Below are 17,161 nucleotides of genomic sequence, written 5' to 3' on the forward strand. Positions count from 1 at the left end.
GGGTTGGCTCACGCTGCCTGCTCTGCCTGCAGACGTTCGATGAAGGCCGAGACCGTCATGGTCCCGAGGTCCTCTCCCGAGCGTGTCCGCACGGCGACGGCGCCGTTTTCCTTCTCGCGGTCACCGACGACGAGCAGATAAGGCACGCGTTGCAGCGTATGCTCGCGAATCTTATATCCGATCTTCTCGTTACGCAAATCGGCGCTCACACGGAAGCCTTGATTTGCAAGGGTTTTCCGAACCGAGTCGACATAGTCTGCCTGGGCGTCGGTGATATTTGCGACAACGACCTGGACCGGGGCGAGCCAGGCGGGGAAGGCGCCGGCGTGGTGTTCGATCAGGATGCCGATGAAACGCTCCATCGAGCCGACGATCGCCCGGTGCAGCATGACCGGATGCTTCTTCTGGCTGTGCTCGTCCACGTACTCGGCGCCGAGGCGGCCCGGCATCATGAAATCGACCTGCATGGTGCCCAGCTGCCAGGTACGGCCGATCGCGTCCTTGAGGTGGTACTCGATCTTGGGGCCGTAGAAGGCGCCCTCGCCCGGCAGCTCCTGCCACTCCACCCCGCAGACGCCCAGCGCGCTGCGCAGCGCGGCTTCGGCCTTGTCCCAGGTGACGTCGTCGCCCAGGCGCTTTTCCGGACGCAGCGCGATCTTGATCTCGATGTCCTCAAAGCCGAACGCGGTGTAGACCGCCAGTGCCTGCTGATGGAACGCGGTGACTTCGGCTTCGATCTGCGATTCCAGGCAGAACACATGCCCGTCGTCCTGGGTGAAGCCGCGCACGCGCAGGATGCCGTGCAGCGCGCCGGAGGGCTCGTTGCGGTGGCAGGCGCCGAACTCGCCGTAGCGGATCGGCAGGTCGCGGTAGCTGTGCAGGCCCTGGTTGAACACCTGCACGTGACCCGGGCAATTCATCGGCTTGACCGCATAGGTGCGCTTCTCCGACTCGGTGAAGAACATCGCGTCCTGGTAGTTGTCCCAGTGGCCGGATTTCTGCCACAGCGACACGTCCAGGATCTGCGGGCAGCGCACTTCGCCGTAGCCGCTGTCGCGATAGACCTTGCGCATGTACTGCTCGACCACCTGCCACAGCGACCAGCCCTTGGGATGCCAGAACACCAGGCCCGGCGCCTCTTCCTGCAGATGGAACAGGTCCTGCTGCTTGCCGATGCGGCGATGGTCGCGCTTGTCGGCTTCTTCCATGCGCAGGATGTAGGCGTCCAGCTGCTTCTTGTCGGCCCAGGCGGTGCCGTAGATGCGCTGCAGCTGCTCGTTCTTGGCATCGCCGCGCCAGTAGGCGCCGGAAATACGGGTCAGCTTGAAGGCCTTGAGAAAGCGCGTGTTGGGCACGTGCGGGCCGCGGCACATGTCCACGTATTCCTGGTGGTAGTACAGGCCCATCGCGGTGATGTCGTCAGACATGTCCTCGATCAGGCGCAGCTTGTACTCCTCGCCGCGCTGGGCGAACACCTCGATCACCTCGGCGCGCGGGGTGACCTTCTTGATCACGTCGTAGTCCTGCGCGATCAATTCCTGCATGCGCTGCTCGATCGCGGCCATGTCGTCCGGCGTGAACGGGCGTTCGCTGTAGATGTCGTAGTAGAAGCCTTCGGCGATGACCGGGCCGATCACCATCTTGACCTCCGGGTACAGCTGCTTGACCGCATGCCCGACCAGATGCGCGCAGGAGTGGCGGATGATCTCCACGCCTTCGGCGTCCTTGGCGGTGATGATGCGCAGGCTGGCATCGTGGTCGATGACGTCGCTGGCATCGACCAACTGGCCGTCGACCTGGCCGGCGATGGTGGCCTTGGCCAGGCCGGCGCCGATCGACTGGGCGACCTGCATCACCGAGACGGGGGATTCGAATTCGCGGCGGCTGCCGTCGGGGAGCGTGATGTTGATCATGGGCAAGGATGAGGTCTGTGCTGGCTGCAGCGCGGCGGCTGCAAGGGAGATCTGCCCGTTGCGGGACAGGCTCGGATAAGGGTATGGCGAGAGGTGGGGCGGAAAGAACGCGGCGCGGGCGCCCTGCGGACTGGCGCGGCCGGAATCAGCGGTGGGCGGTGGTAGTGCTCATGTCGCACGCTGGGCCGGCGCGGGGCGCGGGCCACCTTCTCGCAAGGGGTCTTGGAAGCGAATGGTAAACCAATCAGCCCGCTGTTGCGCATGCCGGCACGGGGCCGGCGGGCGCGTGGCATGATGCCGGCCACCTGTGCTGCCAGTGCCGACCATGACCATCAAGGGTAAAGCCACCTCGCTGGATATCGCCTACCTGGCCGGCGTGTCGCAGCCGACCGTGTCGCGCGCACTGCGCGGCAGCCCGATGGTCAACGAAGAAACCCGCAAGCGCATCCTGCGCATCGCCAAGGAATTGAACTACAAGGTCGACAAGAACGCCTCGTCGCTGCGGCTGCGCAATGCCGGCACGCTGGCGCTGCTGTTCTTCGAAGACCCCACCGCCGACGATTCGCTGATCAACCCGTTCTTCCATTCGATGCTGGGCTCGATCACCCGCGCCTGCGCGCTGCAGGGTTACGACCTGCTGGTGTCGTTCCAGCAGCTGTCCAAGGACTGGCAGGCAGATTACGAAGACAGCAACAAGGCCGACGGCATCATCCTGCTCGGCTACGGCGATTATCAGCAGTCGCGCCAGCGGCTGCAGTTGCTGGTCGAACAAGGTACCCACTTCGTGCGCTGGGGCGCGGCGCTGCCGGGGCAGCCGGGCATCTCGATCGGCAGCGACAATTACCAGGGCGGGCTGGATATCACCGAGCATCTGCTGGCGCAGGGCTGCCGCCGCATCGCCTTTCTCGGCCACGCGTCCAACCACTATCCCGAGTTCGAAGAGCGCTACCGCGGCTACGTGGCTGCGCTGAATCAGCAGGGTTTGGTGGCCGATCGCGCGCTGCAGTTCGACGCGATCACCACCGAGTCGTCCGGCCATGCCGCGTGCCTGGCGCTGCTCGACAGCGGCAAGGCATTCGATGCGGTGTGCGCGGCCAGCGACCTGATTGCGATCGGCGCAATGCGCGCCTTGCGCGAGCGCGGCCTGCGGGTGCCGCAGGATGTGGCGGTGAGCGGCTTCGACGATATCGCATTGGCGGCGTCGGTGGCGCCGGCGCTGTCGACGGTGCAGCAGGACACCAAGCAGGCCGGCACGCTCCTGGTGGAAAGCCTGGTGGCGCTGATCCGCGGTGAAGCGGCCCAGAGCCGCACGATTCCAGTGAAGCTGGCGCTGCGTGATTCCTCGCGCAGCAGTGGGCTGCAGCCACCGTTGGGCTGGAGACCGTCCGGCTCGGAGACCGGCGAGGCGGTGCTTGGCCGGGCCGCTGATGGGGCTGTCAGGCGTTGAGTCGGGAATCGGGAATCGGGATTCGGGAATCGGGAATCGGGAATCGTTAGAGCATACGTGACGGGCTGCGCGGGGTCAGCCGCAGCCATTGACGCCTCGTAGGAGCGCACCCGGGCGCGACGGGGCGTTCCCGGCAACGCCCATCGCGCCCGGGTGCGCTCCTACCTGTTGCGGGCGGCCCCGTGCTGTCGCGGCCCGCAGCGTGACCAGGATCGAAATCAGCGTCGGCCGGATTCGGGATTCGGGATTCGGGATTCGGGATTCGGGATTCGGGATTCGGGATTCGGGATTCGGGATTCGGGATTCGGGATTCGGGATTCGGGATTCGTTGGAGCGTGCGCGAAAGTCCCCGATCTGATGCCTCGTAGGAGCGCACCCGGGCGCGACGGGGCATTGCCGGCAACGCCCGTCGCGCCCGGGGGCGCTCCTACCGGTTGCGGGCGTCGCGCGCGGCTTGCTCGGCCATCTGCGCGTCGAGCTGCCTGCGCAAGGCCGGGTCGGTGATCGGCGCGTCCGACAGCAGCACCCGCACCCCATGCGCGGGCACCGCCGCCAGCAGCCGACGCTGCACCGGCACCTGCTCGCCACTCATCGCGTCGCGCCAGGTGCCGGGCTGCAGAAAACGCGTCACCTCGATGTTCGCCGCCGCATCGCCCTTGTTGAGCAGCACCAACGCCGTCTGGCTGGCGCCCGCATGCTGATAGACCCGCAAAAATGCCGCGTGCTCCCCGCGTAGCAGCACATCCACCTGCACGCCGCGTTGCAATGCCGGGGTATCGCGACGCAGCCGCGCGATCTGCTGCAACGGGCCGAAAATCGGGCTGTGCGGTGCAGTGCGGATGCGCTCGGCACCGAAGTAATTGCGGTTGCCTGCATGTTCGGCGCGCCCGCGCATGAAGCCGGTCTCCGAGCCGTAATAGATCACCGGGATACCGCGCGCGGTAAACAGCCAGTTGTGCGCGTCGATGAAGCCGGTGTCGCTGGCATCCAGGCGCGCCATGTCGTGATTGTCGTAGAAGCTCATCAGCTCGTACGGATTGGCATACGGCCCCTGACGCAGAAACAGCGGCGCGGCAAGCTTCTCGAACCCGGCCTGCTCATGCCCGAAGACAGCGGACAGCTGCTGCTTCAATGGGAAATCCAGCACGCTGACGCCGGCATTGCGCGCCCAGGTATGCCCGGCAATCTTGCTGGCGTCGTAATCGAAGGCTTCGCCGAACATGAAGAACCCCGGACGCTTTTCGCGGATGCGCGCAACGAAGGCATGCCAGAAACGGTCGGGCATCCAGCCGATGGTGTCGATACGGAACGCGTCGGCGCCCTGCTCCATCCACTGCAGATACGCGCCAGCCAGATAATCGAGCACGGCGGGATTGTTTTCGTTGAGATCGGACAACTCGGCCAGGCCGCCGCCGGTGTTGTAGAACGCGTGCAGCGGAACGTGCTGCGGATCCAGCTGCGCCGGTGGCAGATTCTGGTGATCGGCGACCAGTCGGCCATCGGCGTCGTACAGCTTGCCGAAGCCCGGCTGCGCCACCGGCATGCTGTAGGCCGGCGAGCCGTGATTGCCCACGATATCCAGCACTACCTTCAAGCGGTTGGCATGCATGGCGCGGGTGAAGCCGGCAAAGTCCAGGCCCGGACTGGGCAGATGCTCGTCGAGCTTGTAGAAATTCACGCCCCAGTAGCCGTGATAGCCGGTCTTGCCGTGGTCGCTGAGCGTACTGCCGCAGCTGATCGGCTTGCCGCCGGTGAAGGCCTCATCCGGATTGTCGACAATCGGCGTGATCCATACCGCGCCAAAGCCCATGTCGCGGATGTAGTCGGCATGTTCGACGATGCCCTTGAAGTCGCCCCCCAGGTAACCGATGTTGTCGCCGACTCCATCTGCGCAAGGCGTCGGCACATCGAACGTGCGATGCGCACCGCCCTGGTCACGCTGGTCGTTGCCGGGGTCGCCATTGACGAAACGGTCGGTCACCACGAAATACACCGCGTCGGCAGCGAACGGTTCCAGCGTGCCGTAGTAATCGCCGGGTGCAGCCGCCGCGCTCGCCGCCCCTGCAGATACGATCAATCCAGCCATCATCACATGCCGCATCACTGCCCTCCCGAGGCCATTGGAACCCGCACCACGCACACACCGGCAATGAGCAAACTGGCGCCACCGATGGCCAGCGCATGGATCGGCTGACCGCCCAGCCAGACGCGCAGCACGAAGCCCAGTGCGCTGGCCGCGACCAGCTGCGGAATCACGATGAAAAAATTGAAGATGCCCATGTACACGCCCATCTTGGCGGCGGGCACGCTGTCGGACAGCAAGGCATAGGGCAGCGACAGGATCGAGGCCCAGGCAAAGCCGACACCCAGCATCGACAGCAGCAGCCACTGCGGGTCGCGGATCACCAGCATCGACAACAGCCCGGCCGCACCCAGCCACAGGTTGCACAGATGACTCCAGCGCAGGCCGATCGCACGCACCAGCAGTGGAATGACCAATGCCGCCAACGCCGCAAATCCGTTGTAGGCGCCAAACAACACGCCCACCCAGTTCGCACCTTCGTTGTAGGCTGCCGATGCGGTGTCCTTGGCACCGAAGTGCACCTGGGTGACTGCGGCGGTGGTGTAGATCCACATCGCAAACAGCGCGAACCAGGAGAAGAACTGCACCCAGGCTAGGCGTCGCATCGTCAGCGGCATGCTGCGCACGTCCTGCACGATCGCCACCAGCATGCCGGTCGATGGCAGCACGCGCGCCAACGCAAGCAGCGCACCGTAGGCGATGCACAGGCCGGCCAGCACGTAGAGCATGCGGTCGCCGTGCTGCCAGGCGATCGCAGCGGCGAGCAGCACACCGATGCCGCACCAGAGCGCACTCGCACGTTGCGGCGGCAAGGTGCCGGCGATCGCTGCAGCCGCTACAGGCGGATGCGCATCGTCGAAACCGGCCAGCTGCTGCGGGCTGTATTCGCGCGTGCGCAGCACCGTCCAGCTGATCGACAGGAACAGCACTGCGGCACCGAGGTAGAAGGCGTAGCGCACGCTGTCGGGCAACTGCCCCGGCGGCGCGGTATTGGCCACGCCCCAATGCGTGAGCAACCACGGCAGGAAACTCGCCACAATCGCGCCGACCCCGATGAAGAAGCTCTGCATCGCATAGCCGGTGGGCCGCTGCGCCGGTGGCAGTTGATCGCCGACCAGGGCGCGGAATGGCTCCATCGAGATGTTGATCGATGCATCCAGCACCCACAACGTGCCGGCGGCAATCCACAGCATCGGCGCGTTGGGCATCACCAGCAAGGCCAGTGTGGTGAATACCGCGCCGACCATGAAATACGGACGTCGGCGCCCGCATGGCGTCCAGGTGCGGTCGGACAGGTAGCCGATGATGGGCTGCACGATCAGACCGGTGAGCGGTGCGGCGATCCACAGACCGGGCACATCGTCGACCTGCGCCCCCAGGGTCTGGAAGATGCGGCTGGCGTTGGCGTTCTGCAGCGCGAAGCCGAACTGGATACCGAGAAAGCCGAAACACATGTTCCAGATCTGCCAGAAACTCAGGCGTGGCTTGGCGGTCATTGCGCAGCCTCCGTGCTCGCTGCGGGGCCGACCAGCAGCGCGCTCACCTGCGCGGTGTTGACCACGCCATCGCGACCACCGCGGCCGCCGTTGTACTGCGCAAAATGCGCGAGTGCGCTCATGTTGAAGCCATCTTCCAGCCGGAACCTGCACTGCTGCCCGGCCACCACAGTGAAGCTGACCTGCGTGGACAGCTGCTCGCCCACGCTATGCGGCATCACCACGACCTGCGACTGCGTCGCCTGCCCCGGGCATTCCAGCAGCAGCCGCTTGACCGCCGCAGTGACGCCGGTATTGATCGGCCCGTTGGGGTTGCGATAACGCAGCGATACGCGATGCTGGCCCGCGCGCGTGGCAGTCCAAACCCAGGCCTCGCTGCCCGCGACCTCCTGCAACGGGCCGAGCGTCAACGCGGGACTGTGCAGCGACTCCAGGCCATCGGCGCGGCGGGTCAGGCTGAGCACGTGCAGCCGGCCGTCCTCGCGCAGGTCTAAGTGCTGCGTGGCGTCCAACGCATGCCCATCCATGTACAGCGTCGTCCCAGCCGGAATCACGATGCGGTGGCCGTCGCCCTGCCGTTGCGCGACGGGCGCCTCCGGCGTGCTGGGTGCGAACACCTGGCCTGGCTGCGGCGGGGCGGTGGTATCGGCCTTGCGACCGATCAGATGCACCAACGTGGTCTGGCCTTGTTGCTCGACCTTCCCCGCCACCAGCAACTCACCCGCACTCGCCGTCGGCCGCTGCAGCACATAGCGTCGGGCGCCCTGTTCAAGCACGATCTGCTGGCGATCGCCAAACAACAACGGCACCAACGTACGCGGCAGTTTCGGCGTCACACTGCCATCGGCGCCAATGCCGAACACGCCTTCCAGCACCGCGGAGAGATAGCCGGCAACCGACCACAACTGGCGCGGCGAATTCACCACCGGGCCACTGCGGGGCCCCTCCTCCACATGCACCGCCAGGCTCTGCATCTCGTAGTTTTCCATGTTGGAGCCAGCCAGCGCGCTGCCGCGCATCAACGACTGCAGCTCCAGCGCAATGCGCGGCGCGTCGTCCAGCTGGCGTGCGGCGCGTAGCGCGTACGCACTGACGAAGGGCCAGACGGCGCGATTGTGATAAATCGGCTGTTCGGCGTCCTGCGGCCACACCACCGGGCTGCCGCCGGCAACCAGCGGATACCCGCGCAGCGCGGCACGCGCACGCTCCTTCGGAAACACCTCGGCCAGCACGCCAAGCGACACACCGAGCAGATCGACCTTGGCATAGCGCACCGGATGCGCCGCATTGCCCAGATAGCTCACATACTGATTGCTGGGCGCATCCCAGAAGCGCGTGGCGATGGCCTGACGCAGCGCATCGGCCCACTGGGCGTACCTGGACGCACGCGCATCGCCATGCTGGCGCGCCAGCTGCTCGGCCAGGCGCAGGGCCTGGTAGTGCAACACGTTGGTGGACAGGGCGAAGGACTCGGCAATGAAGCGCACATCCTGGCGCGTCCACTCCGGGTAGGTCTGCTCGCGCCAATCCAGAAACGAGGTTTCGCCGCGGTAGAGGCCGATCTGCGCATCGAAGACCGCGTCACGATCCTGCGCGAGCGTGGCCTGCAACGCTTCCCAGACGTCTTCAGCGAACGCCTTGTCATCCAGCAGGCCGCGCGCGGCAAGAAACCACACCACGCGGTCGCTGCTGATCGGCCAGCTGCCACCGGAGCCGGTGTCCTGCGCAACAAACACCCCTGGCGTCTGCCCGTCGCGCGCCGCCGACAGCTTGAAGCGCAGCGCGTTGCGCGCGCGCTCCGGCTCCAGCCGCGCCAACGCCAGATCGGCGGCGAAGCTGACATCGCGCGTCCATACGTAAGGCCAGCGCTCACCGGTTTCGAAACACGCGCAAGGCACCGGCTTGCCGTCGTTGAAGGCCGGATCGCGGATCGCCTCGACGCGGTCGTCGGCCATTTCCTGCTGCGCCATGGCGAACAGGGCGTCGAACAACGGACTGGCGGTATGGGTACGCATCGGCTGCGGCCCGATGCGGCGCTCGCCCTGCGGCCAGCGCAACACGAAACCGCCGTCTTCGAGCGCCTGCGCTTGCGCACGGCGGCCCTGGAATTCCAGCTCATCGGCCAACACCGGCGAGCTTGCCGCAACGCCGAGCGTTGCAGCCATGCAGATCATCTTCAGCATCGAAGCGGCCAGACGGCTTGCACCGTCGGCCTCCCTCCCTCGTTGCACGCGTTGTAGTGCGCGGCACTGGCGTGCCACGGGCGCGGACCCTCCCAGGTGCCGTGACGCCATGGTAGACGCGCGCTCAGCGGTTCCGCATCAATGCATACGTATTCATGGCAATGGCCGCAGTGCAGCATGGCTCATCCACGCCACAGCGCTGCATAGTCGCCGCTGACGCAACGGCCGCCTTGGGAGGGGATATGCCGCTGGTTTCACATCGCGTGCGTTCGATAGCGCGCGCCGCACGCAGTGCGCCACTGCTTGTCCTGTTGCTTGGCAGTCTTGCGGGCATCGCGCAGGCCGAGCGCATCGCCATCAGTGCCGATTCGCCTGGCAACGTCCTGCAGGTCACGCTGGAAGTGGACGGCGGCACGCCCTACTACCGCGTGCAACGCCTGGGCCAGCCGGTACTGGAACGCTCGCGCCTGGGTTTCCAGTTGCGCGACGGCCGGCTGGACCGCGGCCTGGTCGTCCTCTCGCAAGCACGCCAAGCCCATGACGATACCTGGGAACAACCCTGGGGCGAGACGCGCCTGGTGCGCAACCACTACAACGAACTAAGCGTCAGCCTGGGCGAAAGCAGCGGCGCGCAACGCCGCTTCGATGTGATCTTGCGCGTGTACGACGATGGCATCGGCCTGCGCTATCACTTTCCCGAGCAAGCGGGATTGCGCGAAGCCATCATCGACGAGGAAGTCACCGAATTCGCCATCGCGCAACCCTCCGAGGCATGGTGGATTCCGGCAGGCGAGCCGATCCACTACGAATACCTGTATCAGCGCACGCCGTTGAACCAGGTCGCGCTGGCACATACGCCGCTCACCTTGCGCACCGAGAGCGGGCTGCATGTCGCGCTGCATGAAGCGGCGCTGGTCGACTACGCCGGCATGTGGCTGCGCCGTACCGAAGGCCGGCGCCTGCGCGCGCAGCTGTCGCCCGCCGCCGAAGGCTGGAAGGTGCGGCGCAAGCTGCCGTTCGATACGCCGTGGCGCACGCTGCAGATCGCCGACCAGGCCACCGGGCTGGTGGAGTCCAACCTGATCCTCAACCTCAACGCGCCCAACGCCCTGGGCGATGTGAGCTGGGTCAAGCCGTCTAAATACGTCGGGGTGTGGTGGTCCATGCATCTCAACCAGCAAACCTGGGCGACCGGGCCGACACACGGCGCCACCACTGCCAACACCAAGCGCTATATCGACTTCGCTGCGGCACACGGCTTTCGTGGCGTGTTGGTGGAAGGCTGGAATCCGGGCTGGGACGGCGAATGGTTCGGCAACGGCGGCAGTTTCGATTTCACCCGGCCGACACCGGATTTCGACCTGCCCGCGCTGAGCAAATACGCCGCCGGCAAGGGCGTGCATCTGATCGGCCATCATGAAACGGGGTGCGCAGTGGATCATTACGAAGACCAGATTGCCGAAGCGATGGACCTGTACGCCCGGTTCGGCGTGGACTCGGTCAAGACCGGCTATGTCTGCGACGACGGCCAGGTGGAACGTCGTAACCCGGCAGGCGGCACACCGCTGCGCGAATGGCACGACGGCCAATGGATGGCACGCCATCATCTGCGCGTGGTGCAGGAAGCTGCCGCGCGCCACCTTGCAGTCAATGCGCACGAACCGATCAAGGACACTGGCCTGCGCCGCACCTATCCCAACTGGATCTCGCGCGAGGGCGCGCGTGGCATGGAATACAACGCCTGGGGCCAGCCACCGAATCCGCCCGAGCACGAGGTCAACCTGGTGTTCACCCGCCTGCTCGCCGGGCCGATGGATTACACGCCCGGCATCCTCAGCCTGAAAGGCCGCAACGGCCAGGCGATTCCCAGCACGCTTGCGCGCCAGCTGGCGCTGTACGTGACGCTTTACAGCCCGATCCAGATGGCCGCCGATCTGCCCGAGCATTATCTGCAGCACCGCGATGCCTTCCGCTTCATCGAGGACGTGGCGGTGGATTGGGATCAGACCCGCGCCTTGAATGGCGAAGTCGGCGACTACGTCACCATCGCGCGCAAGGATCGGCATAGCCGCGACTGGTTCCTGGGCAGCATCACCGACGAGCATGGCCGGCTGCTGCAGGTGTCGCTCGGATTCCTTGAGCCGGGCATGCGCTACACCGCGCAGATCTATCGCGACGGCGACGGTGCGGACTATGTCAGCAACCCATTCGCCTTTGTCAGCGAACAACGCCAGGTCAGCAGTGCCGACACGCTGGAACTGCGTCTTGCGCCAGGTGGTGGGCAGGCGATTCGCTTCGTGCCGGTGGATGGCAGGCGCTAATTTGGTCGCAACGGGCTGAAGAGACCTTCAACACGACCGAGTGCATCACGCAACGGCACCGCAACCGCTGCAGATTGCGCATTGGCGTTGCCTTACGACAGGCCAGGAGCGTACCGCGCCGCAGCAAAGCCGGCGTGGAATCGATTCCAGCGCAATCAGCCGGAGTGAATACGTATGCAGTGCCCGTTTGCACCCAGGTGCCGTGTCTACCATACGTCGCAGTCGTAACGTCCGTCGTGGCGCGCGATGCGATGCATCCAGGCGTCTGCCGGATCGAAAAATCAAAGAACAACATGTACCTGGGAGGGGAAAATGTTGAAGCACAAGCGCTCTGCGCTGAGTATCGCCCTGGCCGTTGCCATGGCACCGACGTTGGCCGCCGCGCAATCGGCGACACCGGCGCAAGCAACCGACACCGAACAAACCGCCGGCGCGGTGACGGACTTGGACAAGGTCCAGGTCACCGGCCTGCGCCGCGCGATCGAAGGTGCCATCTCGGTCAAGCGGGACTCGACCTCGATCGTGGAAGCCATTTCGGCCGAAGATATCGGCCGGCTGCCCGACGTCAGCATCGCCGAATCGCTCGCGCGCCTGCCTGGCCTGGCGGCGCAACGTGTGGCCGGTCGCGCACAGGTCATTAGCGTGCGCGGGCTGTCGCCGGACTTCTCCACCACCCTGCTCAACGGCCGCGAAGTGGTCAGCACCGGCGATAACCGCAGCGTGGAATTCGACCAGTACCCGTCCGAACTGGTCAGCGGTGTCACCGTCTACAAGACGCCCGACGCCGGCCTGGTCGGCCAGGGCCTGTCCGGCACCGTCGACATGCAGACTGCGCGCCCGCTCAGCTACAACGAGCGCGTGATCGCCATCGGTGGCCGTTACCAACGCAATTCGCTGGGCAAGGCCGCCAACGTCGATCCTTACGGCAACCGCTTCAATGTCAGCTACATCGACCAGTTCGCCGACCGCACCATCGGCCTGACCATCGGCTACGCACACACCGACATGCCGATCCAGGAAAATCAGGTCGGCTTGTACGAACCATGGCAGCCGGTCAACGCACAACGCCCGCGCCCCGGCGTGGCCGACGGCGTGTATTTTTCCGACGGCATCAAGGCATTGCGCCGCACCGGCAACCAGAAGCGCGACGGCGTCATGGCCACCTTGCAATACCGCCCGTCCAACGCCTGGACCAGCACGCTCGACGCCTTCCACACCAAGGCCGAGCAGATCGACACCGCCAACCAGTTCGAGCTCAACCTGAGCAACTACAACGGTGGCTACACGCCGGGCCTGAACATCAGCAACGTGCGCGTCAACGACAGCAACAGCTTCACCGGCGGCGACGCCAGTGGCGTCTATCCGCTGGTCCGCGGCATGTACAACAAGCGCGAAGACACCATCGATGCATTCGGCTGGAACAATGAGATCACTGCCGGTGCGGTCAAGATCACTGCCGATCTCAATTATTCCAAGGCCACGCGCGACGAACTGAACCTGGAGAATAATCTTCAGCGTGCGCCCATGCCGCAGCTGGATACCGTCGGCGTAACGGTTGTCGGCAACGGTTTCTCCCAGCTTGCGCCCGGAATGGATTACTCCAATCCCGATCAGCTGTTTTTGACCAACACCATCTACGGCTCCGGCTACGGCAAGGTGCCGAGCGTGGAAGATGTGCTCAAGGGCGCACGCCTGCAGGCCAGCTTCCCGATGCCCGAAGCGCTGAGCTGGTTCTCGGATCTGGATGTGGGCGTCAACTACGCCAATCGCGAAAAACAGAAAACCCAGCCGGAAGGCAACATCACCCTTGGCGCGCAGGGCGAATCCACCATCGCACCGGACCTGCAATACGCGCCGGTCAACCTGGGCTTTGCCGGCATCGGTACCCTGCCCGCCTGGAACGTCCCGGCGGTGGTCTCGCGTTACATGCTGTTCAATCCCAGCGACGATGCCTCGTTCCTGGTGTCCAAGGCCTGGACCGTGGAAGAAAAGATCACCACCGCCTGGCTGCGCGCCAATCTCGATACCGAATGGGGCGATGTGGGCGTGCGCGGCAATATCGGCGTGCAGCTGCAGAGCGCCGACCAATCCTCGCACGCAAATTATTGGGACGCGTCGCAGCCGGCAGGCAGTGAAGTGCGCCCGATCGACGACGGCAAGACCTATCGCGACTGGCTGCCCAGCCTGAATCTGGCCTTCCAGTTCCCGTACGAACAGACACTGCGCTTTGCGATGGCAAAGCAGGTCGCACGCCCACGCGTGGATCAGCTGCGCGCCTCGCTGGAATTCGGCGTCGACACCTCCACCGGCCGCCCCGGCGCCAGCGGCGGTAACCCGATGCTGGATCCCTGGCGCGCGAACGCCATCGACCTCTCCTACGAAAAGTATTTCGCCGAGCGCGCCTACGTGGCCGCCGCGTTCTTCTACAAGGACCTCAAGAGCTACATCTACACCCAGAGCCGCGACAACTACGATTTCTCCGCGTTGGTGGCCGGCTATGTGCCACCACCGGGCTCGGCGCCGGTATTGACCACCGGCACCTTCAGCGCTCCGTTCAACGGCAAGGGCGGCACCCTGCGCGGCGTCGAACTCACCGCTTCGCTGCCGCTGGATCTGGTCTTCGCTCCGTTGGAAGGTTTCGGTATCCAGGCCAGCGCCACCTTCAACGACAGCGACGTCAAGATCCGCGACCCGGAGAGCGCCTCCAGTGTCGGTGATGGCGAAATCAGCCTGCCCGGCCTGTCCGAACGCGTCTACAACCTCACCGCCTACTACGAGCACAAGGGCTTCGAAGCACGCGTCAGCCAGCGCCGCCGCTCGGACTTCATCGGCGAGATCGGCAACTTCAACGGCAACCGCACGCTGCGCTACGTGGTCGGCGAAAACATCACCGATGCGCAGATCAGCTACAGCTTCAACGACAGCAGCGATCTTGCCGGCCTGACCTTGCTGCTGCAGGCCAGCAACCTCAGCAACTCGCCCTACCGCACCTATGCCGAAACCAAGGACCGTCCGCTGGAATACATCGAATGGGGCCGCACCTTCGTGCTGGGCGTCAACTACAAGTTCTGATGAGCTGTGAACTGCAAACGATGCGCTGATTGGCTACATCTTTGGCTGTGGCCACATCGCTAACTGCGGCTACGCTACCTACGTGACAACCGGCGCATCACCTGGCTGGCCGGCCCCGGTGCCAGCCCTCTCCACCGGGACACCAAAGCCCCTCTCCCACCGGGAGAGGGGTTGGGGTGAGGGTTCGGCACAAGCGCAACGCGCGCCAATCAAGTAGTACCAGTTCTGCTCTGTCGGGCTCCATGGGCCGTCATTCAAGATGCCGCCTCTAACTAGAAGAACCGAATGCTCTCCTGATCAAAACGACAACATCGACCAAAGAAAACCCGCCGATGTGACACCGGCGGGTTTTCTTTTGATCCAAGATTTTCAAAATCCAAGCTTGCATTGCCCTTCGCAAAGCGCACAGGATCGACCGCCACCTGCGCATCAGCACCTCCCTGCGCATAACATTCGCCTGTCGCACCGGAACGGGGCCAATCTCCCGACACCATCAGCGCCTGCCTGCACCAACACGAATCCAAGCCGTTGCTGCAGGGCCGCCGGCAACGCTGACGTCCTCGCAGCCCATTGCCATCCACGTTCAGCCTTCTGGTCAGACCACTCCGACTGGCATGGAGAACAGCACACCCTGCCTCATCCAGAGAGCAAGGACCTGATCGACTGGGAATAGCCGCACAGCTGGCGTAACGCTATAAATGCTTGGCAAACCAAGCAATCGTCACTACAAAAAAAAGCGAGGCATTCCCCCAAGGAATGCCTCGCCGCGTTCCAGACAATCACGCACAGACAGCTAGCTGGCGCGACACACCGTCAGCGAACTTCGATCGCACAAACCACTGCATGCCCGGCCAAGCGCAGGCGATCATGTTCGATGGCTCCGCGCTCCACGCCGGGCACATCGACCTGCTTCCACGCGCCAGCCGGCAGCCCAAGCTCAGCTGCATCGGCCGACAGATTGAATGCCAGCAACATCACCTGGCCGGCGTGCTCGCGCCGGAACATCAGCACAGGTTCGGCGGTTTCGTAGAACGTGATCGCGCCCTCGCGTAACGCAGGCTCGCCCCTGCGCCAAGCCAGGAACTGTCGCACCGCACTGAGCACGGACAACGGATCGTCCTGCTGCACGCTCACCGCAGCCGCACGATGCTCCTCAGCCAGCGGCAACCACGGCTTGCCGCTGCTGAACCCTGCCGACGGCGCATCCGTCCATGGCATCGGCGTGCGGCAGCCATCGCGACCCTTGAAGGTTGGCCAGAAGGTGATGCCATACGGATCGCGCAGATCCTCGAACGCCACATCCGCCTCGCCCAGGCCCAGCTCCTCGCCCTGGTACAGGCAGATCGAGCCACGCAGCGAACACAGCATTGCAACCACCATTCGCGCGAACGCCAGCGACGCATCGGCCCCGCCCCAGCGTGTCACCGCGCGCACCACGTCGTGGTTGGAAATGGCCCAACATGGCCAACCTTCCAACATCGTGGCTTCGAGCCGGCTCACCGTCTCGCGGATATAAGCAGCACTGTAGTCCTGCACCAGCAGCTCGAAGCTGTAGCCCATATGCAGGCGGCCATGGGCGGTGTACTCGGCAGTGGTCGCCAGCGAGTCCTCCGACGAGATCTCGCCAAGGCTCACTGCATTCGGATAAAGATCCAACAGCCCGCGCAAGCGCTCGAGGAACGCTAGATTTTCCGGCTGCGTGTTGTTGAAGTAGTGGTACTGATACGCGTAAGGGTTGTCGGCACTGAACCCGCGCCCCACCCGCTTGTCGGCCGGCTTGGCCGGATTGTCACGCAGCTGCGCATCGTGGAAGCAGAAGTTGATCGCATCCAGGCGGAACCCATCCACCCCGCGATCCAGCCAGAAGCGTACGTTATCCAGCGTCGCCTGCTGCACCTCGGCGTTGTGAAAGTTGAGGTCCGGCTGATCCACCAGGAAGTTGTGCAGGTAATACTGTTCACGCCGCGGCTCCCATTGCCACGCCACCCCACCGAACAACGACAACCAGTTGTTCGGCGGTGTCCCATCCTCGCGCGGATCGGCCCACACATACCAATCGGCCTTCGCATTGGTCCGATCCTGGCGGCTTTCCTGAAACCAGGCATGTGCGATCGAGGTGTGGCTCAACACCTGATCGATCATCACCTTCAAGCCAAGGCCATGCGCCTTGTCGAGCAACCGATCGAAGTCATCCAGCGTCCCGAACAGCGGATCCACCGCACGGTAGTCCGCGATGTCGTAGCCGAAATCGGCCATCGGCGACTTGAAGAACGGCGAGATCCAGATCGCATCCACGCCCAACCCTGCGATGTAGTCGAGCTTGGCGATGATGCCCGGCAGATCGCCCACCCCATCGCCGTTGGAATCGAGAAAACTACGCGGATAGATCTGATAGATGACGGCCCCGCGCCACCATGGTGTCTGCGACATGTACGCCCCTCCCGGGCCAATGCGGGTACACGAAGGAGCACCCAGCCAAGAGCGTTAGCGTAGCGGCGTAACAGACCTAGAGCATGCTCGTGCATACGTATTCATGAGCAGCCACATGTGCGACGACTCAGCGGCTTTTTGCCCAGGTCACGCAGTTAATGAAGCGGCGTATGCGGCATAGGAGAATCGTCTGCGCGCCTGAAAATAGACATATTC

General features: G+C 64.5%; 8 protein-coding genes. 3 read left to right on the forward strand and 5 right to left on the reverse strand.

The genetic code is table 11. The annotated features are described in order from the left end of the window. Nucleotides 1-8: 8 nt before the first annotated feature. The gene (gene thrS, locus GGR73_RS07475) at nucleotides 9-1,913 is read right to left on the reverse strand and encodes a threonine--tRNA ligase (RefSeq protein ID WP_046343264.1); all 1,905 of its coding nucleotides are present in this window, start codon (nucleotides 1,911-1,913) and stop codon (nucleotides 9-11) included. Between the two features lie 325 nt (nucleotides 1,914-2,238). Between thrS and GGR73_RS07480 the strand changes: the two genes are divergently transcribed. Then, nucleotides 2,239-3,360, forward strand: a complete 1,122-nt coding sequence (locus GGR73_RS07480) for a LacI family DNA-binding transcriptional regulator (RefSeq protein WP_179465570.1) — start codon at nucleotides 2,239-2,241, stop codon at nucleotides 3,358-3,360. 427 nt (nucleotides 3,361-3,787) lie between these two features. Here GGR73_RS07480 and GGR73_RS07485 read toward each other — a convergent pair whose 3' ends face one another. The 3 genes from GGR73_RS07485 to GGR73_RS07495 are packed head-to-tail and all read right to left on the reverse strand — an operon-like array spanning nucleotide 3,788 to nucleotide 9,122. Beyond that, nucleotides 3,788-5,449 carry an alpha-amylase family glycosyl hydrolase gene (locus GGR73_RS07485; protein ID WP_184456531.1) on the reverse strand — a complete coding sequence of 554 codons (1,662 nt, stop codon included), beginning with the start codon at nucleotides 5,447-5,449 and terminating at the stop codon, nucleotides 3,788-3,790. An 11-nt stretch (nucleotides 5,450-5,460) separates the two neighbouring features. Further along, a complete protein-coding gene (locus tag GGR73_RS07490; RefSeq protein ID WP_184456266.1) occupies nucleotides 5,461-6,939 on the reverse strand; it encodes an MFS transporter in 1,479 nt (492 codons plus the stop codon). After that, nucleotides 6,936-9,122, reverse strand: a complete 2,187-nt coding sequence (locus tag GGR73_RS07495; RefSeq protein ID WP_184456268.1) for an alpha-L-rhamnosidase-related protein — start codon at nucleotides 9,120-9,122, stop codon at nucleotides 6,936-6,938. Before GGR73_RS07495 ends, GGR73_RS07490 begins: the two co-directional genes overlap by 4 nt. Before the next feature lie 242 nt (nucleotides 9,123-9,364). Here GGR73_RS07495 and GGR73_RS07500 point away from each other — a divergent pair, with 242 nt between their 5' ends. Then, nucleotides 9,365-11,443 carry a glycoside hydrolase family 97 protein gene (locus GGR73_RS07500; RefSeq protein WP_184456270.1) on the forward strand — a complete coding sequence of 693 codons (2,079 nt, stop codon included), beginning with the start codon at nucleotides 9,365-9,367 and terminating at the stop codon, nucleotides 11,441-11,443. 312 nt (nucleotides 11,444-11,755) lie between these two features. Then, the gene (locus GGR73_RS07505; RefSeq protein ID WP_184456273.1) at nucleotides 11,756-14,515 is read left to right on the forward strand and encodes a TonB-dependent receptor; all 2,760 of its coding nucleotides are present in this window, start codon (nucleotides 11,756-11,758) and stop codon (nucleotides 14,513-14,515) included. A gap of 813 nt (nucleotides 14,516-15,328) precedes the next feature. On the opposite strand, the gene GGR73_RS07510 is transcribed toward GGR73_RS07505, so the two are convergent. Next, nucleotides 15,329-16,945 (reverse strand): alpha-glucosidase, encoded by a 1,617-nt coding sequence (locus GGR73_RS07510; RefSeq protein ID WP_184456275.1) that lies wholly within the window; start codon nucleotides 16,943-16,945, stop codon nucleotides 15,329-15,331. Between the last annotated feature and the right edge of the window lie 216 nt (nucleotides 16,946-17,161).

The organism is Xanthomonas sp. F14, assembly GCF_014199865.1.

Excerpts from the sequence above, each read along its gene's own strand:
- thrS (WP_046343264.1), bottom strand. The coding sequence starts at position 1,913 with ATGATCAACATCACGCTCCCCGACGGCAGCCGCCGCGAATTCGAATCC.
- GGR73_RS07480 (WP_179465570.1), top strand. The coding sequence starts at position 2,239 with ATGACCATCAAGGGTAAAGCCACCTCGCTGGATATCGCCTACCTGGCC.
- GGR73_RS07485 (WP_184456531.1), bottom strand. The coding sequence starts at position 5,449 with ATGATGGCTGGATTGATCGTATCTGCAGGGGCGGCGAGCGCGGCGGCT.
- GGR73_RS07490 (WP_184456266.1), bottom strand. The coding sequence starts at position 6,939 with ATGACCGCCAAGCCACGCCTGAGTTTCTGGCAGATCTGGAACATGTGT.
- GGR73_RS07495 (WP_184456268.1), bottom strand. The coding sequence starts at position 9,122 with ATGCTGAAGATGATCTGCATGGCTGCAACGCTCGGCGTTGCGGCAAGC.
- GGR73_RS07500 (WP_184456270.1), top strand. The coding sequence starts at position 9,365 with ATGCCGCTGGTTTCACATCGCGTGCGTTCGATAGCGCGCGCCGCACGC.
- GGR73_RS07505 (WP_184456273.1), top strand. The coding sequence starts at position 11,756 with ATGTTGAAGCACAAGCGCTCTGCGCTGAGTATCGCCCTGGCCGTTGCC.
- GGR73_RS07510 (WP_184456275.1), bottom strand. The coding sequence starts at position 16,945 with ATGTCGCAGACACCATGGTGGCGCGGGGCCGTCATCTATCAGATCTAT.